The 24,426-nt window shown below is 62.3% G+C and carries 19 protein-coding genes and 1 riboswitch; of the genes, 10 read left to right on the plus strand and 9 right to left on the minus strand.

All coding sequences use genetic code 11. The features are described 5' to 3' along the window. Window positions 1-34: 34 nt before the first annotated feature. Entirely contained in the window at window positions 35-1,093 is a 1,059-nt protein-coding gene (gene rfbB / locus AB4Y97_RS14965) for a dTDP-glucose 4,6-dehydratase (RefSeq protein WP_441999840.1), read from the minus strand. 101 nt (window positions 1,094-1,194) lie between these two features. After that, window positions 1,195-2,952: a gamma-glutamyltransferase gene (ggt, locus tag AB4Y97_RS14970; protein WP_441999841.1), complete on the minus strand. Its 1,758-nt coding sequence runs from the start codon at window positions 2,950-2,952 to the stop codon at window positions 1,195-1,197. 207 nt (window positions 2,953-3,159) lie between these two features. Between ggt and AB4Y97_RS14975 the strand changes: the two genes are divergently transcribed. Both AB4Y97_RS14975 and AB4Y97_RS14980 read left to right on the plus strand, forming a co-directional pair. Continuing rightward, window positions 3,160-3,405 carry a hypothetical protein gene (locus tag AB4Y97_RS14975; protein WP_441999842.1) on the plus strand — a complete coding sequence of 82 codons (246 nt, stop codon included), beginning with the start codon at window positions 3,160-3,162 and terminating at the stop codon, window positions 3,403-3,405. Between the two features lie 155 nt (window positions 3,406-3,560). Continuing rightward, complete coding sequence (locus tag AB4Y97_RS14980) at window positions 3,561-4,901, plus strand: MFS transporter (RefSeq protein WP_441999843.1); 1,341 nt, start codon at window positions 3,561-3,563, stop codon at window positions 4,899-4,901. On the opposite strand, the gene AB4Y97_RS14985 is transcribed toward AB4Y97_RS14980, so the two are convergent. After that, window positions 4,856-6,031, minus strand: coding sequence for a transglycosylase SLT domain-containing protein (locus AB4Y97_RS14985; protein WP_441999844.1), 1,176 nt, complete (start codon window positions 6,029-6,031; stop codon window positions 4,856-4,858). The genes AB4Y97_RS14980 and AB4Y97_RS14985 overlap by 46 nt on opposite strands. Before the next feature lie 128 nt (window positions 6,032-6,159). Beyond that, entirely contained in the window at window positions 6,160-7,197 is a 1,038-nt protein-coding gene (gene cobD / locus AB4Y97_RS14990; protein WP_441999845.1) for a threonine-phosphate decarboxylase CobD, read from the minus strand. A gap of 20 nt (window positions 7,198-7,217) precedes the next feature. On the opposite strand from cobD, the gene cbiB reads away from it, so the two are divergent. Then, on the plus strand, window positions 7,218-8,195 hold the full coding sequence (gene cbiB, locus AB4Y97_RS14995) for an adenosylcobinamide-phosphate synthase CbiB (RefSeq protein WP_441999846.1): 978 nt from the start codon (window positions 7,218-7,220) through the stop codon (window positions 8,193-8,195). A gap of 5 nt (window positions 8,196-8,200) precedes the next feature. On the opposite strand, the gene AB4Y97_RS15000 is transcribed toward cbiB, so the two are convergent. Next, entirely contained in the window at window positions 8,201-10,171 is a 1,971-nt protein-coding gene (locus tag AB4Y97_RS15000; protein ID WP_441999847.1) for a TonB-dependent receptor plug domain-containing protein, read from the minus strand. Window positions 10,172-10,208: 37 nt separating this feature from the next. After that, window positions 10,209-10,425, minus strand: a riboswitch (cobalamin riboswitch). A gap of 15 nt (window positions 10,426-10,440) precedes the next feature. On the opposite strand from AB4Y97_RS15000, the gene AB4Y97_RS15005 reads away from it, so the two are divergent. Next, entirely contained in the window at window positions 10,441-11,295 is an 855-nt protein-coding gene (locus AB4Y97_RS15005) for an ABC transporter substrate-binding protein (protein ID WP_441999848.1), read from the plus strand. Here AB4Y97_RS15005 and AB4Y97_RS15010 read toward each other — a convergent pair whose 3' ends face one another. The 3 genes from AB4Y97_RS15010 to AB4Y97_RS15020 all read right to left on the minus strand — a co-directional run bounded on the left by AB4Y97_RS15010 (window position 11,296) and on the right by AB4Y97_RS15020 (window position 14,894). Continuing rightward, window positions 11,296-12,762, minus strand: coding sequence for a cobyric acid synthase (locus AB4Y97_RS15010; protein WP_441999914.1), 1,467 nt, complete (start codon window positions 12,760-12,762; stop codon window positions 11,296-11,298). Further along, entirely contained in the window at window positions 12,762-13,307 is a 546-nt protein-coding gene (cobU, locus tag AB4Y97_RS15015) for a bifunctional adenosylcobinamide kinase/adenosylcobinamide-phosphate guanylyltransferase (protein WP_441999849.1), read from the minus strand. The genes AB4Y97_RS15010 and cobU overlap by 1 nt, the downstream gene beginning before the upstream one ends. Before the next feature lie 189 nt (window positions 13,308-13,496). Further along, a complete protein-coding gene (locus tag AB4Y97_RS15020; RefSeq protein WP_441999850.1) occupies window positions 13,497-14,894 on the minus strand; it encodes a sensor histidine kinase in 1,398 nt (465 codons plus the stop codon). A gap of 339 nt (window positions 14,895-15,233) precedes the next feature. Here AB4Y97_RS15020 and AB4Y97_RS15025 point away from each other — a divergent pair, with 339 nt between their 5' ends. Then, the gene (locus AB4Y97_RS15025; RefSeq protein WP_441999851.1) at window positions 15,234-16,184 is read left to right on the plus strand and encodes a lysylphosphatidylglycerol synthase domain-containing protein; all 951 of its coding nucleotides are present in this window, start codon (window positions 15,234-15,236) and stop codon (window positions 16,182-16,184) included. Between the two features lie 73 nt (window positions 16,185-16,257). After that, window positions 16,258-17,568, plus strand: coding sequence for an ATP-binding protein (locus AB4Y97_RS15030; RefSeq protein ID WP_441999852.1), 1,311 nt, complete (start codon window positions 16,258-16,260; stop codon window positions 17,566-17,568). 12 nt (window positions 17,569-17,580) lie between these two features. Here the strand turns inward: AB4Y97_RS15030 and AB4Y97_RS15035 are convergent, their stop codons facing one another. Continuing rightward, window positions 17,581-20,376: a PAS domain S-box protein gene (locus tag AB4Y97_RS15035; RefSeq protein ID WP_441999853.1), complete on the minus strand. Its 2,796-nt coding sequence runs from the start codon at window positions 20,374-20,376 to the stop codon at window positions 17,581-17,583. A gap of 275 nt (window positions 20,377-20,651) precedes the next feature. Between AB4Y97_RS15035 and pstS the strand changes: the two genes are divergently transcribed. From pstS to pstB, 4 genes are read left to right on the plus strand one after another with little or no spacing between them, the layout of a single operon-like run. Then, a complete protein-coding gene (pstS, locus tag AB4Y97_RS15040; protein ID WP_441999854.1) occupies window positions 20,652-21,695 on the plus strand; it encodes a phosphate ABC transporter substrate-binding protein PstS in 1,044 nt (347 codons plus the stop codon). 35 nt (window positions 21,696-21,730) lie between these two features. Continuing rightward, entirely contained in the window at window positions 21,731-22,702 is a 972-nt protein-coding gene (pstC, locus tag AB4Y97_RS15045) for a phosphate ABC transporter permease subunit PstC (RefSeq protein ID WP_441999855.1), read from the plus strand. An 11-nt stretch (window positions 22,703-22,713) separates the two neighbouring features. Next, a complete protein-coding gene (gene pstA, locus AB4Y97_RS15050) occupies window positions 22,714-23,607 on the plus strand; it encodes a phosphate ABC transporter permease PstA (RefSeq protein ID WP_441999856.1) in 894 nt (297 codons plus the stop codon). Continuing rightward, window positions 23,604-24,422: a phosphate ABC transporter ATP-binding protein PstB gene (pstB, locus tag AB4Y97_RS15055; RefSeq protein WP_441999857.1), complete on the plus strand. Its 819-nt coding sequence runs from the start codon at window positions 23,604-23,606 to the stop codon at window positions 24,420-24,422. The genes pstA and pstB overlap by 4 nt, the downstream gene beginning before the upstream one ends. Window positions 24,423-24,426: the final 4 nt, after the last annotated feature.

A 24,426-nucleotide genomic window follows, 5' to 3' on the forward strand; every position in this document is an offset into this window, starting at 1 on the left:
CTTCAAGGTTACGTTCCAGTGCCACAAGTGGGGCTCAGGCGACAATGCCCAGCCGCTCGCCGCGGTAAACGCCGGAGCGGACCCGTTCCCACCAATCCCGGTTGGCAAGGTACCACTCCACCGTCTTGCGCAGGCCGGATTCGAACGTCTCGGCGGGACGCCAGCCGAGGTCCCGCTCGATCTTCGAGGCATCGATGGCATAGCGCAGGTCGTGCCCGGGCCGGTCCGTCACATAGGTGATGAGCTTTTCGCGCGGGCCGATATCCTTGCTCGGCGCCAGTTCATCGATCAGGGCGCAAATCTCGCGAACGACATCGATGTTCCTGCGCTCGTTATGCCCGCCGATGGCATAAGTCTCGCCAGGGCTGCCCCGCTCCGCGGCAAGGATCAGCGCGCGGGCGTGATCGTCCACGAATAGCCAGTCGCGCACGTTCTCGCCCCGGCCGTAGACGGGAAGAGGCTTGCCCTCAAGCGCGTTGAGAATGATCAGCGGAATGAGCTTCTCGGGGAAATGGTAGGGGCCGTAATTGTTCGAGCAGTTCGTGACGATGGTCGGCAGCCCATAGGTATGGTGCCAGGCGCGGACGAGATGATCCGACGCGGCCTTAGAGGCCGAATAGGGAGACGTCGGCTGATAAGGGTATTCCTCATGGAAGAAACCATCCTCTCCCAGCGAGCCGAAAACCTCGTCGGTCGAGATGTGATGGACGCGGAAGGCGGATTGGCACTCGGCGGAGAGGCAGCGCCAGTAGCCGAGCGCCGCTTGAAGCAGAGCATAGGTGCCGACGATGTTGGTCTGAATGAACTCGGCGGGCCCGTCGATCGAGCGGTCCACATGGCTCTCGGCCGCCAGATGCATGATCACGTCGGGCCGGTAGGCGCCGATAATGGTGCGCATCCGGTCGAGATCGGCGATATCGGCGCGCTCGAACTTGTAGCGAGGATTGTTGGCGACCGGCTTCAGGGAGTCCAGATTGCCCGCATAAGTCAGCTTGTCGACGACCAGCACTTCGTGGGGCGTATCGCGAACGAGCATACGCACGACCGCAGAACCGATGAAGCCTGCGCCGCCTGTCACAAGAAACCGCTTCATAATGCCCTTTCAATAACCCGCAATCTTTTGAATTGAATGACAGGTAAGGGAGGTTGGAGCCCCCGCCGTCAAGCGGCGAGGGCCGTGATTCGATGTCGTCTCTAGTTGTTGCCGATGGCGACGCCCTCGCGCCGGCTGTCGGCACCGCCGACGAGGCCGGCAGGCGTCACGACGATGGCGTGGATGCCGGAATTCTGGTCGATCAGCTTGACCTCGTGGCCCTTGGCCTCGAGCGCCGCCTTCCAGCCCTCGGCCTCCGTTCCGGCCTCCAGCTCCGTCGGGCCGTTGCGGCTGCCGACATTAGGAAGGTCGGCCGCGACCTGGGGATCGAGCTTCCAGTCCAGAAGGCCGACCAGGGTTTTGGCGACATAGTTGATGATCAGGCTGCCACCCGGCGAGCCCACCACCGCATAGAGCTTGTTGTTGCTGTCGAGCACGATGGTCGGCGCCATAGAGCTGCGGGGGCGCTTGCCAGCCTCGACCCGGTTCGCCACTGGCTTGCCGTCCTCCACCGTCGCGAAGGAGAAGTCGGTCAGCTCGTTGTTGAGCAGGAAGCCGCTCTTGGTCATGAGCCTCGCGCCGAAGCCATCCTCGATCGTCGTCGTCATCGAGACAGCGTTGCCGTTGCGGTCGACGATCGACATGTGGCTCGTGCCGAACTCGATGCCGTCCGATGCGCCCCAGAGGAAGGTTTTCTGGAACGGCGGATCGCCGGGCTTCGCCTTGCCCATGGACTTGTCGGGATTGACGAGGGCGGCGCGGCTCTTCAGATAGCCGGGATCGGTCAGCCCTTTGACGGGCACGCTCACGAAGGCCGGATCGGCCACATAAAGGCCGCGGTCGGCAAAGGCGAGGCGGCCCGCCTCCGCGATCCAGTGCACGGCCTCGGGGCCGGGCTTCAGGGAGGCCATGTCCCTGGTTTCGAGAACGCTCATGATCTGCTGAACCGCGATCTGACCGGAACTCGGCGGGCCCATGCCGCAGATCTTGTAAACCCGATAGGAGCCGCAGACTGCATCCCGCTCCAGGACCTTGTAGCTCTTCAGGTCGTCCAGGGTCACGTCGCCCGGATTGGTGGCATGGCCGGTGACTGTCGCCACGATGTCCTCCGCGACCTCGCCCGTATAGAAGGCATCGGAGCCTTTCTCGGCGATGCTGCGCAGGGTTTTGGCGAAGGCCGGGTTCCTGAGAACCGTGCCCACCGCTTTCGGCTTGCCCTCGGCATCATAGAAATAGGCGCGGGCTACCGGATCGTTCTGGAGATATTTTTCCTGGGTGAGAAGGCCGTTGAGGCGCGGCGAGATGGTAAATCCCTCTTCCGACAGGCGGATTGCGGGTTCGATCACCTGCTTCCAGGGCAACTTGCCCCAGCGCTTATGCGCGGTCTCAAGAAGCCGCACGGTGCCGGGAACCCCGACCGAGCGACCGCCGACCACCGCATCGTAGAACTTCATCGGCTTGCCGTCCGGGCCGAGGAAACGCTCGGGCTTCGCCGCGGCGGGGGCCGTCTCGCGGCCGTCGAGGGTCGTCATGTCCTTCCCGTCCCAGAGGACCATGAAGGCGCCGCCGCCGATGCCGGAGCTTTGCGGTTCGACGAGATTGAGAACCAGCTGAACGGCGACCGCCGCGTCGACGGCGCTGCCGCCAGCGGCTAGAATTTCCCGGCCCGCCTGAGCGGCCAGAGGGTTCGCCGCCGCGACCATGTCCTTCGTCGCCGTGCCGATGGATTTGGCGACGCGCCCCGTCGGGGCTTCGGGAGCTGGGGCGACAGATTGGGCGAGAGCGGGCCACAATGTCGGTGCTGCAGCGAGAAAGCCAAGCCCGACAAGGCTTCGCCACAGCGTTGCTTGAGCGGTCATATGTACTACTCCCTCTGGGTCCTTTTGCGCCCGGTCAAGGTCGGGCTAGGATGCAACCTAACAAAAGAACCCCCGCCACCGCCACTGCCTTCCACCTCAGCTACGGCGCAACAAGACCACACTCCTGCTATGTGTCTCAACACACTCTCGCCCATGTTCCCCGTAAGTATTACGATTCGCGCCGAGAATTGACCGAGGAGGATCGGCATGTCTGCTTACAATCTATTCCGGAGTACGGGGCCTGACGGATTGTCCTGTGCCGTGCCCGAAGAGCGTTCGGTTCCGCGTTTCGTCATTGGTCCCCAATGGGAATTCGCCGGGAAGGTGGACAGCCCTCGCAACGGTCCGCTCGGTTTTGACGGCAAGGCAGCTGCCGCCGGCGTTCGCTTCAACGGTTTCTATCTCTTCGCCAGTTTCCAGAAGAATGCTCAGGCGCTCAAGCAGGCGTCCTGATCCTGTGCGTTTTTGGGCGTTGCGATTCCAGGTCTGAGCGCTCCATCCCCTAAAGACATGGCGGTATGCGATAACGGCTCTTGATCTCTTGCAGGCGCTGGAGTCTTTTAAAAGACATCCCGCGCCTGCGGCCCGTATCGCCCCTGCTTCGAATCGTGAACTCCTCCCTCTCCCTCATCTGGACGATTACGGCCGCAACAAGCCTGCTGCAGGTGGGTAACGGTCTGCTCCAAGCCATGATGCCCCTGCGCATGCAGGCGGAAGGCCTGTCCATTTCGTCCATCGGCATCGTGGCGGCAGCCTACGGGCTTGGATTTTCCTCCGGGTGCTTCCTGGCACCGGCCTTCATTCGCCATGTGGGCTATATCCGCGCCTTCGCGAGCCTCGCCGCCATTGCCGCCGTCGTCATTCTGGCCATGACGCAGGCGCATTCGACTCTCGCCTGGGCCCTGCTGCGCGGCTTGAGCGGCGTGACCTTCGCTTGCATCTTCACCGCGACGGATGGCTGGATCAGCGCCCGCGCGACGTCCAGCCATCGAGGGCGCATTCTCTCGATCTACATGATCTGCACGAAAATCGCCCTGATGCTGTCTCCCTTGGGCATCGCTCTCGGCGACATCCAAGCCGATGGGCTCTTCATGGCGGTCAGTGCCATGATGTCCCTGTCGCTGTTGCCCATCGCTGCGACGACGACCGAGGAGCCGCCCGCTCCGCGCAGCGTGCGGATCAGGGTCAGGAATCTCTTTTCAGTAGCGCCTTCGGCCGTGGTCGGATCCTTCGTCGTCGGATTGGTCAACGGTCCCGTCATTGCCATCACGCCCGTCTTCGGCGTCAGTATCGGATTGAGCCAGGACAAGGCTGCTGCGCTTCTGTTTGCGCTTCAGGCGGGAAGCCTCCTGCTCCAATGGCCGCTTGGCTGGCTGTCCGACCGCTCCGACCGGCGTTACGTGATCGCGGGACTTGCCGCTGGAACGAGTCTTGTCTCGCTCGTGATCCTGCTGGCCAGCATGCAGGGCGCGGGAATGCTCATCCTGTTGGCCTTCGCGGCTTGGGGCGGGTTCTCGCTTTGCATCTATTCCGTCTGCGTCGCGCATGCCTGCGATATCGTGGAGCACGATCAGATCATATCCACCGTCGGCACGCTTCTATTCTCCTGGGCGACGGGCGTCACGATCGGCCCTCTCTTGGGAGCGATGGCCATGGCCTTGCTCGGGCCTGGGGGATTATTCATTTATTCCGCCGTGGTTAGCCTCGCCTTCACGGTCTTCGTCGTCGTGCGGATCAGTCAGCAGCGGCGCGCGCCCGTCAAGGGCGGGTTCGTCGACATTTCGCCCACAAGTTCCGCGGCGGCAACCTTGGCGCCCCGGGCCGAAGTCGGAGGGGCCGGGCCCGAAGCCCATTCCCTCCCTGGAGAATCGGCTCCCGTCGAAGGAGCCGACCGTAAGCCGCCTCAGAGATCGACTGCAGAGAATGCGACGGTCGAGACGTCCTCATAGCGATTGAGGCGTTTGTCGATCATCTCGTCGATCTTGCCATAGACCTCGGCGACCGAGAGTTGGCGGGTCTTGCGGCCCTGCTTGACGAAGAATAGCGACCGGTTGGCCTTGGCTGCGGCCGGGAAGACCCGTGGTGCGCTCTGCTTCGGTTTGTCGTCCATCAGCGAAATGAACTTGCTGGCGCTGTCCACACCGAAGAAATGCGAGAGGTAGAATTCCGACCGCGTGATCTTGCGGCCGAGCTTGCTCTCGATCTTGGCCCGGTCGCGCTTCATCATCTCGGCTGCCATGAGCGCGGAGATATAGGGATTGCGGCGCAGGCCCAGGATATGCTCGCGCATAGGGCCTTCCGGCACGGTCAGCTGGCCATCTGCCATCTGGATAGCATTCGCTTCCGCATCGAGGCCGTGCTTCGCTCCGAAGGAGCGGACGACCTCAAGCCATGTTCCCGTAATGAACTGGAAAAGGCCCTCTGCCGAGGAGGTGGAGGCCTTGTTGCTCGGCAGAAAGCTCGATTCCTTGTCCGCGAGAGCCATCATGTAGACCGGGTCGACACCGGTTTCGTCGGAGGCGCGGAGGATCGTGTCGACGATCCAGCGCGGCACCCGCATGGTGTCGAAGGTCATATGATTATCCGCCCTCGAAGGCCCGGGATCGGAAAGGTCCGAGGCCGGACTGTCCGGAGTGGGCGTCAGCGGCATGAAGGTTATGATCTGCGCTCTGACGTCGCGCGTATCGGCTGCCTGGACGGGGACGATGGACTTCAAGGGATCGTACCCAGTCGAGAAATCGACCGGCGCAGATTCCAGAGAGGTCACCCGGATCGTGCCCGTGTTCTCGATTTCGGACAGGTCGACAGCAGCGGGAGCAGGCAGTGCAATTTGCAGCTCGAGCGCGGAGAGGGGCTCCTTATCGGCTGCAACCGCCGGCGCTACTGCCGCCGAGGCGGTGGCGACCGTCAGGCACGCGCCAAGGCCGAGACTTGTGGTGAAACGGACCAGAGAGCGAAGCGCAGCGGAGTTTTTACTCCACCCCGCATAGCGTGGGGTCAGCCAGTAAATAGGTTCATTCTGATCACAGAAGGAGAGTGGCTGGCGAGCGTCTTGAGACGCTGTCAGATCGGCAGACATGTAGGGAACCCCCGAAGAAATGCCGCGTCGCCGCAAAGCGGGTGTGCGGTCCTTTTTGGTTGGAAGCGAGGGCTAAGTGGCCTCCTGTTATGTCAAGAATAGGTCAGCTTGACCTTAGTGGTTCCAATTTAGTTCCATATGCGACGCCAAGTCGCCCTTTGAACATGGAGGGTGGGCATAATGCTTTGGTTTATCAACACAGCCTCTAAACGAGACCATTCTTTTTCTTCTGGGATACCAAAACGCAGAATTGTGGGATCGAAGCCGAACTTCCGAACCCATATCCCCTTCCGTGCAAGATGCTCGAACGAGGCATGAGCCCATTCGTGACGGGCGAGGCGAAAGAGCTTGGTACCGCCTACGACGCTGAAGCCCGCTTTTGTGAGAATTTCGTCCAGCCAGAGGGAGGATTCCCGCAGACGGCTTTTCTGGCTGGAAAGCCAAGCTCCATCGGCCAGGGCTGCAGCCCCGATGTCGAGTGCGGGGCCGGAGATGGCCCACGGGCCGAGCTCTTCCCTCAGGCGCAGACCTAGTTCGGGCCATGTCACGGCGAAGCCGAGCCGAATCCCGGCAAGGCCATAGGCCTTGCCAAGAGAGCGCAGGACAATGATGCCCGGAATGTCCCTGTCCGCGACCGAAACACCATCCTCCAAGTCGGCAAAGGCTTCGTCGATTACGAGCCATCCGTCCCTTGAACGAAGCTCTGCTGCGGCTGCGATCAGCGGCGGCGCTGCGACAATGCGTCCGTCCGGATTATTCGGATTGACGAGAACGATCACGTCCGGCTGCGTCGCAAGGGCGCCTGCGATATCTGGAACCGGAATCACATCGTGTCCTTGTCGGGTCCAGCTTCGCGCGTGCTCGCTATAGGTCGGCCCTACAACGGCAACCTTGCCGAGCGGGCGAAGACGCGGCAGCAGCCCGATCAGGGCCTGGGAACCGGGAGCCGCGACCACACGGGACGCGTCGTCCACCCCATAGGCCCGCGCCGCGATGCATTCCACCTCTTGCACCTGTTGGGGCGAGGGCAGGCGCCTGAACGCGTCCGGTCCCGGCAGGGCGAAGGGATATGGCGTGGGATTGATGCCAGTGGAGAGATCGAGCCAAGGCTCCGGCGCTTCCGGAAAGAGCGCTTTTGCGTCATGAAGGTTGCCGCCGTGATCCATGGCTGGTTTCTCCGAGCCCGATGTTTCTGATATCCGCTGCACTGCCGGTCGCCTTGACCGCACTCGCCGTCGAGGCCGTCGCCGGCTATCCCGCCGGACTTTTTGTCCGTATCGGCCATCCGGTTACGTGGATCGGAGCGTTGATCGACGTTTTGGAAAAGCGTCTCAACGATCTCGATCTTTCGCCAAGGATCCGCCGCATGCGCGGCATCGGTGCCCTGGCCTGCCTGATCGCCACGGTCATATTCGTCTCCATTCACACCGAGACGCTTCTGCATTCCATGCTCGGGAGCGGGGCTTTCATTCCCCTGGGCGTCCTGGCGAGCAGCCTGATCGCCCAGCGCAGCCTTCATGATCATGTGGCTCGCGTGGCCGATGGGCTCGATCTTGGCCTCGCTGAGGGGCGGCTTGCCGTGTCGCACATCGTCGGACGCGATCCGCAATCCCTCGATGAGGCGGCTGTTGCGCGAGCGGCGATCGAGAGTCTGGCCGAAAACTTTTCCGATGGGGTGGTCGCCCCGACATTCTACATGGCTCTTGCCGGCCTGACGGGCGGCGCGGTCTACAAGGCCATCAATACGGCCGACAGCATGACCGGACATCGCACACCGCGTCACGAGGCGTATGGCTGGGCGGCGGCAAGATTGGACGATTGGATCAATCTCCCGGCATCGCGTCTGTCTGCCGGCCTGATCGTCATGGCGGCGGCGCTCGTGCCGGGATGCCGGGCCCTGGAAGCGGCAAAGGCCGTCTGGCGCGATGCACGTCATCATCGCTCGCCCAATGCGGGATGGCCCGAGGCCGCGATGGCGGGCGCGCTGGGGCTGCGGCTGGCCGGGCCGCGCGTCTACGGTGGGGTCGCCGTCGAGGATCATTGGATGGGGCAGGGCACGGCGGTGGCTGGAACCTGCGACATCCGCCGTGCGCTCAATGTTTATCGGATCGCTTGCATCATGCAGGCGGGCCTCATGGTCCTCCTGATGCTGATCGCGATTTAGGCCCGCTACCAGGTCGCGCGCAGGCCGGCATAGAAGGAGCGGCCGGCGGTGCCGTAATTGTAGATATCCTGATAGCGCGCATCGGTCAGGTTCTCGGCTCGCACATACATGCTGAACGTGTCGCTAATCTTGTAATCGGCATAGACGTCCAGTCGCGCGTAAGGCGCGAGCTTGTTCTGTTCGCCCGGCGACGAGAAGCGCGTGCCGACGAAAACCACGGAGGGCTCGATGGACAATCCTGTGATCGGCGTCACGATGAGACCGATGCGTCCTTCATCCTGTGGGCGGCGTGCGAGGCGCAGGTGGGTTTCCTGGTCGAACGCATCGAGATGCGTATAGACAGCCTTGACGCGCAGCCATGACGGAATCACGTCCACATCCGCCGACAATTCGACGCCCGATGTGCGCGCCCGCGCCACGTTGAGATAGCAGCCGAACGGATTCGTGGGCGGGCATGACGCCGGATCGAAGCTGAAATCGATGAGATCGCGGAAGCGGTTTGCGAAGACCGTGGCCGACAGGGTCAGGCGATCGTCGAGCAGGCGCTGATCGATGCCGATATCGGCGCCTATGGAACGTTCGGGGCTAAGGTTGGGCGTGCCGTAAATCGGGTCGAATTGCTGGAACAGGCTCGGTGCCTTTCCGCCCGTACCGAGACTTGCCCGCAACGTAGTGCCGGAGTTCGGAATTTCATAGGCCGCCGTCGCGCGCCATGTGCCGAAGCTGTCGCTATCCTGGACATCGTCAAGGCGGCCGCCGAACGAGAGATACAGATTTTCGAGGGGGCTGAACTGATACAGCGCATAGATCGAGCGGGTATCGCGCGATGCGTCGTTCGTCTCCCGCTGCGCGCTAGGGAAGGGCAGGACATCGCGCGTATTCGAAAGGAACCGCTCCCGCTCCAGTTTCGCTCCGAAGGTGAGCAGGCCGAATGTACCGAGCTTCAGATCGCCTTGATACTCAGCCGAGACCCGGTCGCCCTGATAGCCAGAATTGGACCAGAAGGTGCTGAGCGGAAAACCGAAATAGCTCACATCGCGATAGTGGCGGTTCGTCCGGCTGCCGGAGATGATGAACGAATTGCGCAACAGGCCGTCGAAAGCGTTGGTGCTCAGGCGCGTATGGCCTTCGAACAGGCGCTGCTGCGATTGCGAGGGCGTATCGGGAGCCGCGCCGAAGGCGGCATCGTATTGCGCGCCGGTGTAGCTCGTGTAGCCGCCGATCTCGAGCTCCGTGTCCGGTGACAGGGCTATCCCGACGCGGCCCGTTGCGCCCAGGCGTTCGGCGGAATCCGCTTCCAGGGGCCACGGTTGCATGCGCTCGATCCGCCCGATGCGGTAGCCGTAGCGCGAGAAGCCGGCCGTCTCGAAACCGGTGGCGGAGAAGGCATAGTTCACCGGACCTGAGCTGCCTGAAACCGCGGCGCGTCCCGCCTTGGTGCCATAGGAGCCGCCTTCCACGCTGGCAAAGCCGCGCGGTGTGGTGCCCTTGCGGGTGATGATGTTGATGACGCCGCCCATGGCATCGGATCCGTAAAGGGCCGATTGCGGGCCGCGCAGAACCTCGATGCGCTCGATATCGACCGCAGCCAGATTGGCGAAGTCGAATTCGCCCGCGCCTGCCGCCGGGTCGTTGACGCGGATGCCGTCGATGAGAACGAGTGTCTGGCGGGCTTCGGCGCCACGGATGCGCACCGACGTGGTTCCGCCCGGACCGCCGGTCTCCGAAACGGTGAGGCCCGGCACGCGGCGCAGGACTTCGGCGACATTCTTGGGGGATACCGTGGCGATTTCCTCGCCCTTGATCACGGAGATGGCACTGCCGGCCCGTGTAATCGCGAGCGGCGTGCGTGTCGCCGTAATGACGATGTCGGGAACGAGCGTTGGTTCGGTGATGGATTGAGCTTGGGCCGCGCCGAGCGAGAGAGCCCAAAGGGAGACGGACGCCGCCAGAAGGCGACGCGAAGGCGTAAACATGAAGACCTCCTACCCGCCCCACCGGCGAGCATCTGGGTTAAGCGTTCAGACGCAGGCCGGTCTCCTGGCTCGCGGGTCGTCGCGTACGGTCCGCCTTCCCAAATCATCTCGAGCTTTCGCGCCCGAAGATTCAGTGGCATGAAGGACCGCCGCTCGCCGCTTACAGTTGCGGGGGCAGCCACGGATTAGGAAAATTCCGCACCGTGTTCCCGTTTCACCTCGATTGCTCGAGGACCAACGTCTGATCCTCTCTTAGTGGTTCACCTTCGATGCCGCAACTCTGTCTCGGGCGATTTCCCAAATGGATTTTGCTGGCAGGCCTTGCCCTGGCCGTCAGCGGGGAAACCGCCGTAGCGCAAGCGCCACATCGGGTCGTGTCCCTGAATCTCTGCGCCGACCAGCTGCTTCTGGCCCTGGCGGACAGGAGCCAGATCGCGTCCTTGAGCCCTCTGGGGCGGGATCCCTCGATTTCCTTTTTGGTGGACAAGGCGGCGGGTATTCCCGTGAACGAAGGGAAGGGGGAGGCCATTCTGTTCAGCGGTGCCGACCTCGTTCTGGCGGGCTCCTTCGGCCAACAGAACCGGACGGCTTTGCTGCAGCGGCAAGGTCTGGATGTGTTTCCGCTGGCGCCGTGGCTCAGCCTCGAGGATGGGCGCGAGCAGATCAGAACGGTGGCGCGCCGCCTCGACCATCCGGAGCGGGGGGAAGCCCTTATTGCCGATATTGACGCGGCGCTCGAACGCACGAAGGACATCGTACCGGCGAAGCGCAGCATCCTGACCTATTACCGGCGCGGATGGGTACCGGCCTCGGATTCCCTTATCAGCGAGCTTCTGCGCCATATGGGCTTCGTATTGCATCAGGATGCACTGGGCCTCAGCCAGGGCGGCATGGCGCGGCTCGAGAGCATCATCGCGTCGCCACCGGATTACCTGCTGATGGATGACGATGCTGGAAAGTTGGTCGACAACGGTTCCGCGCTTCTGAGCCATCCGGCTCTTGCACAGGCCGTGCCCTGGGACCGGCGTCTGGTGATCCCGGGCAAGCTCGCCATCTGCGGCGGACCTTCTACGCCCGCCTTCATCGATGCCCTGGGCGCGCAGGTGCGCGAAAAGGTGCGCTGATCAGAGCCCAGCCCGCGCGATGGCAAGGATGCGGTCGGCGTCGAGATGGGCGTCGAGATGATCGGCCAGGGCATCGAGGGTATTCTCGATCTCAGCCTCGTAATGCAGGCTGCCGACGACAAGGTCCGGATGAAGCATCCGCAGAAAGGCGTGCCTGAAGTCGTCCGTCGAAAAGAGGCCATGCAGATAGGTGCCCATGACGCGCCCATCCTTGGAGACTGCCCCTTCTTTTTCTCCGTCCAGTGAAAAGGGCGCACAGGCGGTATCCGGGCCCGTCGTTCGTCCAAGATGGATTTCATAAGCCGTGAAATCGAGCCCGCTCATCTCATGCTGCGCCGTCACGGGCCGCACGGTCTTGTCGGCGGTCAGAATGGTCTCGACGTCGAGAAAACCTAAGCCCTCGACGGTGCCCGGCTGCCCTTCGGCCCCTTCTGGATCGGCGATGAGGCGTCCCAGCATCTGGTAGCCCCCGCACAGGCCAAGCACCCGCCCGCCGCGACGGATATGGGCTGCAAGATCGATATCCCAGCCTTGCGCGCGCAGGAATCCGAGATCCGCGACGGTCGCCTTGGAGCCGGGGATGATGACGAGGTCCACGTCCCGTGGAAGAGGCATCCCGGGTGGCACCATCGTCAGTGCGATGGATTGTTCGAGCTTCAGCGGGTCGAGATCGTCGAAATTCGCGATGCGCGGCAGAATGGGCACGGCGATCTTGAGAGCCGCATCGGTCTTCGCTTCCGAGACGATATCGAGGGCGTCCTCCGCCGGCAGCTTATGCGCACCGGCAAACCAGGGCACGGTGCCGAGCGACGGCCACTGCGTCATCCGCGCGATGGTCGCAACGCCTTCGTCGAAGAGGCGCACGTCGCCGCGAAACTTGTTGATGAGAAAGGCCCGGACGAGACTGCGATCACCAGGCTCCAGAACCGCATGAGTGCCTACAAGGCTTGCAATGACTCCGCCGCGGTCGATGTCGCCCGCGAGAATGACGGGCACCCGCGCCGCGCTCGCAAAGCCCATATTCGCGATATCGCCTTCCCGCAGATTGGTTTCCGCCGGACTGCCGGCCCCCTCGACGACGATGAGATCGGCGTTGGCGCCCAAGGCATGAAAGCTGTCGAGCACGATCGGCAGTAGCGTCCGGCGCTCGCGAAAGGCCGATGCTTCGAGATGGCCGAAACGCCTGCCCTGGACGATGATCTGCGACCGCCGGTCCGTCTCCGGCTTCAGCAGCACGGGGTTCATATGCACATTGGCCGGTACCCTAGCTGCGCGGGCCTGGAGCGCCTGGGCGCGCCCGATTTCGCCGCCCTCCACGGCCGCCGCATTATTCGACATGTTCTGCGGCTTGAACGGGTTCACACGAAGCCCGCGGCGCGCGAAGAGCCGACACAGGCCGGCGACGAGCAGGGATTTGCCGACATTGGAGCCGGTGCCCTGGATCATGATGGCTGGCGTGCGCGGCATCATGCGAGCGTCAGATCGAGGACCGGAGCCGGCTTGAGAAGGAGAGGGCAGCCTGCGGCGACGAAGATCACGGCTTCGCAGATCTCGGCCATGCGTTGGTTGAGCCTCCCTTGCGCATCGCGGAAAACGCGGCCGAGCGGTGTTGCCGGCACGATGCCATGGCCGACCTCATTGCTGACGAGGATGACCGGGCCCGTCACTTCCCGTACGGCCAGGGCCAACGCCTCCGTATCCTGCCCCGGGTCCCGCTCCGCCAGCAGGATATTGGACAGCCAGAGGGTCAGGCAATCGACGAGCACGACCCTGTCGGGCCCCGCCTCCCGCCGGATCGCTTCGGCCAGTTCGACGGGGGCCTCACAGGTTTGCCAGCGGCCGTCGCGCCCGGCCCGATGATGGGCGATGCGCTCGCGCATCTCATCGTCGAAAGCCTGGGCCGTAGCGACGAAGACGCGCGTTGCCGATGCCGTTTCGGCAAGGTTCTGCGCGGTCCGGCTCTTACCCGAGCGGGCTCCGCCCAGAACCAGGACGCGGCGATGGATGTTCATGAAAGATGAGCCCGACGATGCATGCCGCTTGTTAGAGCATTTTCCGCAGAAACGGGAACGGATTATGCGCGAGCCGAAGCGGCAGGCGAGAGTTTCCGGAGCACATTCCGATTCAATCGGGTCGGAATGTGCTCTTTGTTGACGCATCGCTTTTGCGAAGAACCGGGTTCCACTTCTTCGAACGATGCTCTAGCCGGCCAGCCGCGCGAGGGGCAAGTGCATATGCACGCAGAGACCCTCACGCCGCCACTCGCGCTCAAGGGTACCACCGAGCTGCCCGGCGATGCTTCTCTGCGTCAATTGGCTGCCGAAACCCTCGAAGTGAGGGGGGGCCTCGATCGACGGGCCGGAGGTTTCGATCCAGTCCAGTTTGACATTGCCGTCTTGCAGTGCCCACCGAATGGTAAGATGACCTTCCGCATTCGACAAACAGCCATACTTGGCCGCGTTGGTCGCCAATTCGTGCAACACGAGCGCAAGACTTGTCGTCGTGGACGAGCCAACCCGGATGTCGGGGCCTTCCACAGTGACCCTCTTGCCCTCTGTCTCCTTATAGGGCGCAAGAACGGCGTCGATCAGCTGGCCGAGGGCAACCTCCGCCTCTCCTCTTTGACCGGGTGCCGAGGGAGGTTGCACCAGTTCGTGAGCCCGGGACAGCGCCCCCAATCTGCCTCGCAGGGCAAGAGCCATTTCCTTGGGATCCTTGGCTGCGCGGGCTGTCATCGAGACCATGCCATTCGCGATGGCGAACAGGTTCTTGACCCTGTGATGCAATTCCCTCGTCAAAAGCTGCTGCGTCTCCTCGAAGGCGTGCTGCTCGGTGCTGTCTCTGACGACGCTTGAGAGCAGGGCGGTGTGACGGATGTTGTCTCCCCGGGGGAAAAAGACTTTTCCGCTCGAACGAATCCACCGGATGCCCCCGTCGGCCCGGATGACGCGATACTCGATCTCGTAATGGCCATCCGACTGCGGACCGGTCGCGGTCGCTATATGCTTGCGCATTACCTCCCGGTCGCTCGGGTGAACGAATTCCATAACCTCGTCCAGCGACATGCTTTCAGGCCGCGTGGACGGAATGCTCATCAATGTTCGAGTGGTTGCATCGAAGGTCGCGACATGGCTCTCGATATCGAGGCTCCACGTGCCGAGATTCGCCGCCTCGAGCGCCAGACGATGCTGCTCCTCGAGATGGCTAAGGGCGGCCTCCGCATGCTTCTGGGCGTCGATATTGGTGCTGGTGCCGAACCAGCGGATGATGTTTCCCTGGGTATCCCGATCAGCAAGAGCTCTGCTGAGCATCCAGCAATAGGTCCCGTCCGCCCGCCGGAGGCGATATTCCGCCTCGTAAAGCTCTTCGGCTTCGAGAGCCTGACGCCATCGGCTCCGGACAAGCCCGAGATCGTCCGGATGGACAGCCGTCTTCCATCCTTCGCCCCGGCACTGATCCGAGGTCATGCCCGTCAGGTTATACCACCTTTGATTGAAATATTCGTGATATCCGTCGGGTCGCGTAAACCAGACGAGCTGGGGTAAACGCTCCGCCAGAAGCGCGAGACGGTCGTCATTCTCCATTAAATCCACTCGCACCCCCTAGCACTCCGGGCCTTTCGGCCAAGCCTCCTATGATAGCCATAGTTGTAGGCCTTTTTTGAGCCTGACAACCCGAATCAACCTTAATCTGTGACTTATCGGGCACAAACGGTGGTCTCCGCCCCCGTGAGACGATAAGCATCCTCCGCCTCTGGCGGTTCTGCTCTCCAGCCCCTAGATGCAGGGCTGCCCTCGACGACCAAGATATGTTCCACGCTGAGGCTGATTGCCCTTTTCATGAACGAAATGAGACCTCTGCCGACCTCCCCGGACATCGCATCCGCCGAGTCCCTTCATCCTAAGGAGCGACGGTCCCGCCGTTTCGCCTGGATCGGGATGGCAGGAAGCCTCCTGCTGTTCGGAGCCTCGCTGGTCGTTCTCTGGCACATCGTCTCCGGCATCGATGTCAACGAGCTCAAATCGGCCTTCACGGCGGCAAGCCTGCGCCAGATCGGCCTCGCCATTCTCTTCACCATCGTCAGTTACAGCCTGCTGACCTGTTACGATGCGATCGCCCTGCGGCAACTCAAGCTGCACATTCCTTATCGCACCACAGCCTTGGCCTCGTTCACCAGCTATGCGGTCAGCTTCACTTTGGGCTTTCCCCTGCTGACGGCCGGCACGGTCCGCTACTGGATCTACTCATCGCGAGGCATCAGCGCGGGACGGGTGGCGAGCCTGACGGTGATTGCCGGCGTCACCTTCTGGCTCGGCATGGCGCTCGTTCTGGCTTGGAGCATGATCTACCAGGCGGAGGAGGTGTCAGGCCTCATCTATACCAATGTCTGGATCAACCGGTTCGTCGGGCTGATGGCAGCCGTCCTGGTCGCCGCCTATCTGGTCTGGGTCTCGATCAAGCGGCGCGCGGTGAAAATTCAGGGTTGGCGCCTCGATCTGCCGGGTTTCCGCCTGACGGTCGCGCAGATGCTGATCGGCGCCGTGGACGTCTGTGCGGGCGCGGCGGTGCTCTTCGTTCTTCTTCCCGGTGGCCACAATATCAGCTTCGAGACCTTCGTCGCCATTTACATTTTCGCGGTCATGCTTGGCGTCGCAAGCCATGCGCCCGGAGGGCTCGGCGTTTTCGAGGCCACTATTCTTCTGGCGCTGTCGAACTATCCCCGCGAGCCGGTTCTGGGCGCGCTGCTTCTCTACCGCCTCTGCTACTATCTCGTGCCCTTCGTGTTCGCCCTGGCCCTGTTGGGGGCCTACGAGATCCGCAATCGCATCCGCGCCATGCGCGATAAATTCAAGCCGGATGAGGACGAGAACCGGGTGGCCGATGCATGAGGCGCAGCGCGATCGCGGATGACTCATTCGGGCTCTTATCCTAGACAAGAAAAGCGACCCCACCGAGTTTTTGATGAACGAGCCCCCCGAGAATTGGGAGACATCCAACCCGCGCAGGCTTGGGCCGGAGCGCGGCGGCGCCCTGCGCGGTGCTGTCGTCGCAGGGCTGATCATCATCGCCGTTGCCGCGTTGCGCGGATACTGGGACGGTTGGCTTCTGGCGGGCGCCATTCTCGCGATCGCCCTTGGGGCGGCCGCGGGTGGGCAACGACGCGCTTTCAAGCACGGCGATCGCCTGCAAATGAAGGAGACCCGCCATTCCAGCCTCGCGGAGGCCGTTCTCGCCCATATTCCGGATCCAGTCATTCTTGTAGACCAGCGGTCGGTCATCGTGGAGGCCAATGAGGCGGCCCGCGCCCTTCTGCCCGGGTTGAAGATCGACCATCCGCTCTCGTTCGCCCTGCGCAGCCCCGATGTGCTCGACGGCATCGATGAGGTGCTGAACACGGAAGATCCCTTGAGGGTCGAATATTCCGAGCGGGTGCCGACCGAGCGGACCTTCGAGGTTCATATCGGTCCGCTGCGGGGCACGATGTCCGAACTCGATGGCCGTTCGGGCGTCGTTCTGTTCTTCCGCGATCTCACCTCCGCGCAGCGTCTCGAGGCCATGCGCGCCGATTTCGTGGCCAATGCCAGCCATGAGCTCCGCACGCCGCTCGCATCGCTGCTCGGCTTCATCGAGACTTTGCAGGGACCGGCGCGCAACGACCCGGCCGCTCGCGAGCGTTTCCTCGACATCATGCGCGGGCAGGCGCAGCGCATGAAGCGTCTGATCGACGATCTCTTGTCCCTGTCGCGGATCGAAATGCGCGCCCATGTTCCGCCGACGGCAACGGTCGACCTGACATCCATCGCCACGCATATGATCGAAACTCTCTCGCCATTGGCGAAAGAGCGGGGCGTCGCCATTCAGACAAAGCTTCCGGAAGGGTCGTTGCATGTGCGAGGGGATCGCGACGAGCTTCTTCGTGTTCTGGAAAACCTCATCGAGAATGCCGCGAAATATGGCGAAAGCGGCGGCAAAGTCGATGTGGAACTCGCTCGCCGCACAGCGCCGGATGGAAAGGCACAGGCGGTTCTGATCGTGCAGGATTACGGACCCGGCATCGCTCCGGAGCATCTGCCGCGCCTGACGGAACGGTTCTATCGGGTCGATGTGGCGCAGAGCCGCGACAAAGGTGGAACCGGCCTCGGGCTTGCCATCGTCAAGCACATCGTCAACCGCCACCGCGGCCATCTCGATATTGCAAGCGAGCTGGGGCAGGGGGCCCGTTTCACGGTGACCTTGCCCGAATTCACCGAAGAGGTTGCTCAGAGCCGGTAAGCGAAAAAAGCTTCAATAGCCCTGACCGCGCTCGATCATCTCGCGGATGCGTTTGGCCAGCCCGTCGACGGCGAAAGGCTTGGTGATCATTTCCATCCCCGGATCGAGGAAGCCGGAGGCCATGGCGGCATTCTCCGCATAGCCGGTGATGAACAGCACCTTCAGATCGGGGCGATGCTCACGTGCGGCATCGGCGAGCTGGCGCCCGTTCATGCCGGGCAGCCCCACATCCGTGACCAGGAGGTCGATACGCCGTTTCGATCTCAAAACTTTCAGGCCTGCCGGCCCATCGGCCGCCTCGAGAGCGTGATAACCGAGCTCTTTGAGCACGTCGACGATGAGGCTGCGGACCACTGGCTCATCCTCTACGACGAGAACGATTTCGCCGGATCCACTTTGTGGCGCTTCCACATGGTCGGTGAGTGAGGCATCCTCCTGAATGGAGCCGTCATGACGCGGCAGGTAAATCTCGACCGTGGTACCCCGGCCCACTGTCGACATGATACGCACATGGCCCTCGGATTGCTTGGCAAAGCCGTAGATCATCGACAGGCCCAGGCCCGTTCCCTGTCCTAGTGGCTTCGTGGTGAAGAAGGGATCGAAGGCCCTCGCCTGTACTTCCGGCGGCATGCCGACACCTGTATCGGAGACATAAAGAGCAACGTAGTGACCCGGCGTCATACCGTGTTGCGCCGCGATGAATGCCTTGTCGAGGCAGACATTCGCTGTTTCGATGGTGAGCGTGCCGCCGTTGGGCATTGCATCGCGGGCGTTGATAACGAGATTGAGCAACGCGTTCTCAAGCTGGTTGGGATCGCACAGGGTCGGCCAGATCTCATCTGTCGCCGCAAGCTCAAGTCGGATGGCTTCGCCCGTCGTGCGGCGCAGGAGATCCTCCATCGACGTGACGAGATGGCTGATGCTGACGGGTCTCGGATCGAGCGGTTGTCGGCGCGCGAAAGCCAGCAGGCGATGGGTGAGAGAAGCAGCCTTGTTCGCCGATGCGATTGCGGCTTTGGCGTAGCGGTCGATTTGTTCGTGCCGTCCCTGCGCGATCCGGATCTGCAGCAGGTCGAGGGAGCCGACGATGCCGGTCAGAAGGTTGTTGAAGTCATGGGCAATGCCGCCGGTGAGCTGGCCGATGGCCTCCATTTTCTGACTCTGCCGGAGCTGTTCCTCCAGTTCCTTGCGAGCGGTGATGTCGCGTCCTGCAGCATAGAAAATGTCGCCCTCTGTCACGCCCGTCCAGTTATACCAGCGATATGTTCCATCCACGGCCCTAATACGAAGGTCCGTCTCGGCCATGCCCGTTTGTGCGAGAAGATCGAACTCCCTTCCTGCCCGCGGGATGTCCTCGGGATGGATGAGGTCGAGGCATTGTCGGCCGATAAGCTCCTGCGAAGAATAACCCAGCGCATCCGTCCAGGCGGGGTTCACGCTTTGATAGAAGCCATCAATGCCGCAGATGCAGAACAAATCCCGCGAGACACGCCAGACCGAGTTGAGTTCCCGCGTCCGTTGCTCGACCTGCGCTTCCAAGGCATCGGCGGCCAGGCGAGTTTCCGTGATGTCGACATTGCAGCCCACATGACCGAGGAATTGCCCTGTGCCATCGAAGCGGGGCACGCCTTCGCATCGCAGCCAGCGCAAGCGCCCGTTTCTGTCCCATATTCGCACTTCGGCTTGAAACACCGAACGGCCCGCGACGGCTTCCATGAAGCTATCCTGGAACGGATCGAGGTCGTCCTCATGGACGACATGTCGCCAGCCGCCTTGCAGAATTTTCGCCAAAGTGAGATCGAACTCTGTCTCGTAACGCTTGTTGACGAAAGTGATCTGCGCCTGCGCATCGGTGGCCCAGATCAGAGCAGGGGCGCTATTGGCCATGAGACGGAATCTGGCCTCGCTTTCGCGAAGTGCTTCTTCCGCTTCCTTGCGCTCCGTGATGTCTTGAACCGCGCCGATGAAGCGCATGGGACGACCGGCGGCATCGCGAACGAACTTGGCCTTTCGCCCAACCCAGCGCAGATCTCCGGTATCAGGTCGGACGATACGATACTCGACCGAGGATGAAACCTGCCCCATTACCCGCGTTTCCATACGCGAGATGATGGACTTGTCCTCATGCAGGACGAGACGCTCGACCTTGGCGGCCGGGATCGTATCGACCGGGTCGAGCCCGTAGAGGCGGCAGAATGCCGGCGTCACGGTCATCATGTCGGTTGCGATATCCAGATCGAACATGCCGATCCCGCCGGCTTCCTGGGCAAGGCGAAGTTGCTCGTCCCGCCGCTCCAGGTTTCGTTGGGCTTTGACGCGCTGCGTCGTCTCGACGACGATGGCCAGAACACCGGCCGGGCGCTGGCTTTCATCCAGGATCGGGCTGTAGTTCAGATCCATCCAGACATCTTCGGGCACGCCGTTGCGGTGCAATACCAGGTGTTGATCCTGAAAGGACAAGGTTTCGCCGCGAAACCCGGCCTCCATGACTTTCCGGTTGAAATCCGCTACTTCGTGCCACCCCTCCAGCACCGGTGCACCAAGCGCCCGCGGATGCCGGCCACCGGCGAAGACGGAATAGGCATCGTTGTAAAGCATGATGCCGTCCACGCCCCAGAGCATGACCATGGGAACCGGAGATTGCAGGATGATGTCGAGGGCGGTCTTGAGGCTTTGCGGCCAGCGGGCGATCGGGCCAAGGCTCGTTTTCGACCAGTCGAACGCCCGGATCAGAGCCCCCGTTTCGCCTCCGCCGACCGGAAAAGCCGGTATTATCCGGCCGGCCATTCCATGGTCATGCGCATTCATCCGTCGCGTCGTTCCTGATCCGTACCGGCTGAGCCGCGTGGAGTCACTGAGGATTATTTAGTTCAAATAGCCCAAGTTCAACTCCGGTGGGCAAGATTGTTGCCGCGCCCTGAACCCCTTTCCGAAGGGGACGCATCCAAGCCGCTTCCGGGACGTTGTCATGTAAATGTCATCCGTTTGTCTTAGACCCGTAACGGGAAGGTCATAGCTGTCCGACGCGGCTTGGGTTTGCTCGGGTGCAAGCGGCCGCGCTTGTATAAACAAGGAGAAGTCTCGTGAAGTTCCTGTCCTTCGCCTTTGCGGCCGGCCTTGCCGCCGCCAGCCTTGCGACCCCGGCGGCCGCCGCCGAAATTACCGGCGCGGGCGCGACTTTCCCTTTTCCGGTCTATGCAAAGTGGGCTGAGGCCTACAAGAAGGAGACCGGCAACAGTCTGAACTATCAGTCGATCGGCTCCGGCGGCGGCATCAAGCAGATCCAGGCCAAGACGGTCGATTTCGGCGCGACGGACGCTCCCCTCAAGGGCGAGGATCTCGACAAGTCCGGTCTTCTGCAGTTTCCGACCGTGATGGGCGGTGTCGTCCCGGTGGTCAACATCGCGGGCGTGAATGCCGGCCAGCTCAAGCTGACGGGTGAGGTTCTGGCAGATATCTTCCAGGGCAAGATCGCCAAATGGAGCGATCCGAAGATCGCCAAGCTGAACGATGGCGTGAAGCTGCCCGACGCGGCCATCACCCCTGTCTACCGTTCCGATGCCTCCGGCACCACCAATGTCTTCACGACTTATCTTTCCCAGGTCTCCGGATCCTGGAAGTCGGATCTCGGTGCGAACACGACGGTCAACTGGCCGGTCGGCCAGGGCGGCAAGGGCAATGAGGGCGTCGCCGCGACGGTCAAGCAGGTTCCGAACGCGATCGGCTATGTCGAATATGCCTATGCCAAGCAGAACAACATTCCTTACGCCCTGCTTGAGAACAAGGCCGGCAAGTATCCGACGCCCGACGACAAGGCGTTCCAGGCTGCTGCCGCGAATGCGGATTGGACCGCGGCTCCGGGCTTCGGCATCTCCCTGACCAACCAGGCCGGCGATGCGGCTTGGCCGATCACCGCGCCGACATTCATCCTGGTCTACAAGGCTCCTGAGAAGCCGGAGCAGACGGCTGAAGTGCTGAAATTCTTCGCCTGGGCCTACAAGAACGGCGACAAGCTGGCGAGCGATCTCGATTACGTCCCGCTTCCGGACAACGTCGTCAAGATGATCGAGGCCGCTTGGGCGAAGGAGATCAAGGACAAGTCGGGCCAACCCTTGTTCAAGATGTAATCGGCTGACTCATTTGTAAAAACGGGGTACGGCGGATGGTTGCTTTGTCTGAACGGGTGTCCATTTCGAACATGCAAACAATCCGCCGCCCTTCCAAGCCTAACTTCGATAGCCTGTTCCGCTGGGCCAGCTACGGCTCCGCCCTGCTCGTGCTGTTCGTTCTGGCCGGTATTATTGGCTCGATGGTTTATGGCGGCTGGCCGGCCTTCCGTGCATTCGGCCCCGGTTTCATTACATCGAGCGTCTGGAATGTAGGTGGAGAGCAGTTCGGGGCATGGGTCGCCATCGCCGGTACGCTCACCTCGGCGCTCATCGCCCTCGCAATCGGCGTGCCGCTTTCCATCGGGATCGCGATTTTCCTGACCCAGTTCTGCCCGTCCTGGCTCAAGCGCCCGGTATCGACCACGATCGAGCTGCTCGCCGCGGTGCCGAGCATCATCTACGGCATGTGGGGCCTTTTCGTCTTTGCGCCTCTCTTCGCCAGGTTCGTCCAGGTGCCCGTGTCGTCCCTCGTCGAGGGCGTGCCGATTCTTGGTACGATCCTTTACGCGCGGGTGCCGTCTGGCGTCGGCGTGCTCACCGCCGGGATCATCCTGGCGATCATGATCATTCCGTTCATCGCCTCCATCACGCGCGACATTCTCGATCAGGTGCCGACGATTCTGCGTGAGAGCGCCTATGGCATCGGCTGCACCACCTGGGAGGTCGTGCGCCATGTCCTTCTGCCACAGGCCGGAGTCAGCATCATCGGCGCGATCATGCTCGGCCTTGGCCGGGCGCTGGGTGAGACCATGGCCGTCACTTTCGTGATCGGCAATGCGAACCGTCTGTCTCTCTCCATCTTCGATCCTGGCTCGACCATCGCGTCGCGGATCGCGAACGAGTTCAACGAGGCGTCGGACCTGCATCTCAATGCTCTGCTGGCGCTCGGCTGCATTCTCTTCCTGGTCACGTTCACCGTTCTCGTGCTCGCGCGCCTTCTGATTGCGCGGGTCCGGACGCAATGAGGGGATCGACGATGGATATCACGCCGCGGTCTTTTCCCATCACGAACGCTCCCGCCTGGGGGCGCGTGCGGCGCAGTCGGCGGGTCGCCGACCGGGCGCTCAAGGTCATCTGCGCGATTTTCACCGCCCTCGGAGTTTTCGTGCTCGGCTGGATCCTGCTGATGCTCGTCTACAAGGGCGGCAGCGCGCTGTCCCCGGCGGTGTTCACGCAAGTGACGCCGGGTCCTGGCACTGAAGGAGGCGGCATCGCCAATGCAATCGTCGGCAGTCTTATTCTTACCGTTCTGGGCATCGTCGTCGCAACACCTATCGGCGTGCTCGCCGGTACCTATCTCGCGGAATACGGTAAGGGCTCGAAGCTGGCCGAAATCATCCGTTTCGTGAACGACATTCTGCTCGCCGCCCCGAGCATCCTCATCGGCCTGTTCGTCTACACGCTTATGGTGCCGCCGATGGGCGGCTATTCCGGATGGGCGGGCGGTGTGGCGCTTGCCATCATTGCGGTGCCCGTCATCGTGCGGACCACCGAGGATATGCTTCGCCTCGTTCCAGGCTCTCTTCGCGAGGCGGGTGCGGCTCTGGGCGCGCCGCTGTCGACCGTGATCATTCATATCAGCTGGAAGGCCGCGCGGGCGGGAATGGTCACCGGTGTGTTGCTGGCCACCGCGCGCATCGCCGGCGAGACCGCGCCGCTTCTCTTCACCGCGCTCAACAACAATTTCTGGTTCAAGCCAAATTTGATGGGCGGCGTCTCCAACCTGCCGGTCATGATCTATCAGTTCGCCTTGGCGCCCTATGATAATTGGCGCGAGCTGGCCTGGGCCGGTGCTCTCATCATCACCCTGTCCATTCTGGCGCTGTCGATCGCGGCGCGCCTGCTCTTGAAGAAGGATCATGTCCGATGAGTCCGATTGCCGTCACCGCGAGCAGCGCCATCGGCCATGCAACCGCTGCCAATTTCGAAGCCCCGGTCCGCATCGCGGTCAAGAAACTCGATTTCTATTACGGCGACTTCCGTAGCCTGAAAGATGTTTCGCTCGATTTCTACGACCGGCAGGTCACGGCCCTCATCGGCCCCTCCGGCTGTGGAAAGTCGACATTGCTGCGCACCTTCAACCGCATCTACAGCCTCTATCCCGAGCAGCGCGCGGAAGGCGAGATTCTGCTCGACGGGCAGAACGTGCTGTCTTCCTCCGTCGACGTGAACGAGCTGCGCGCCCGCGTCGGCATGGTGTTCCAGAAGCCGACACCGTTTCCCATGTCGATCTACGACAACATCGCTTTCGGCATCCGCCTCTACGAGAAGCTGCCGAAATCGGAACTCGATGGGCGCATCGAGGAAGCCCTCCGCAAGGCGGCCTTGTGGGACGAGGTGAAGGACAAGTTGCGTCAATCCGGCATGGGCCTCTCCGGTGGTCAGCAACAGCGCCTCTGCATCGCACGCACTATCGCGCAGAAGCCGGAAGTCATTCTTCTCGACGAGCCGACTTCGGCGCTCGATCCGATCTCGACCGGAAAGATCGAGGAACTGATCGAGCAATTGCGGGCGGAGTTCACCATCGTCATCGTGACCCACAACATGCAGCAGGCGGCGCGCATCTCGCAATTCACCGCCTTCATGTATCTCGGCGAGCTGGTCGAGTTCGGGCCGACGAGCAAGATGTTCATGACGCCCAACAAGAAACAGACCCAGGACTACATCACGGGCCGCTTCGGCTGACCGA

Source organism: Microvirga sp. 2TAF3 (assembly GCF_052114965.1).
In the GTDB taxonomy this organism is placed as follows: Bacteria; Pseudomonadota; Alphaproteobacteria; order Rhizobiales; family Beijerinckiaceae; genus Microvirga.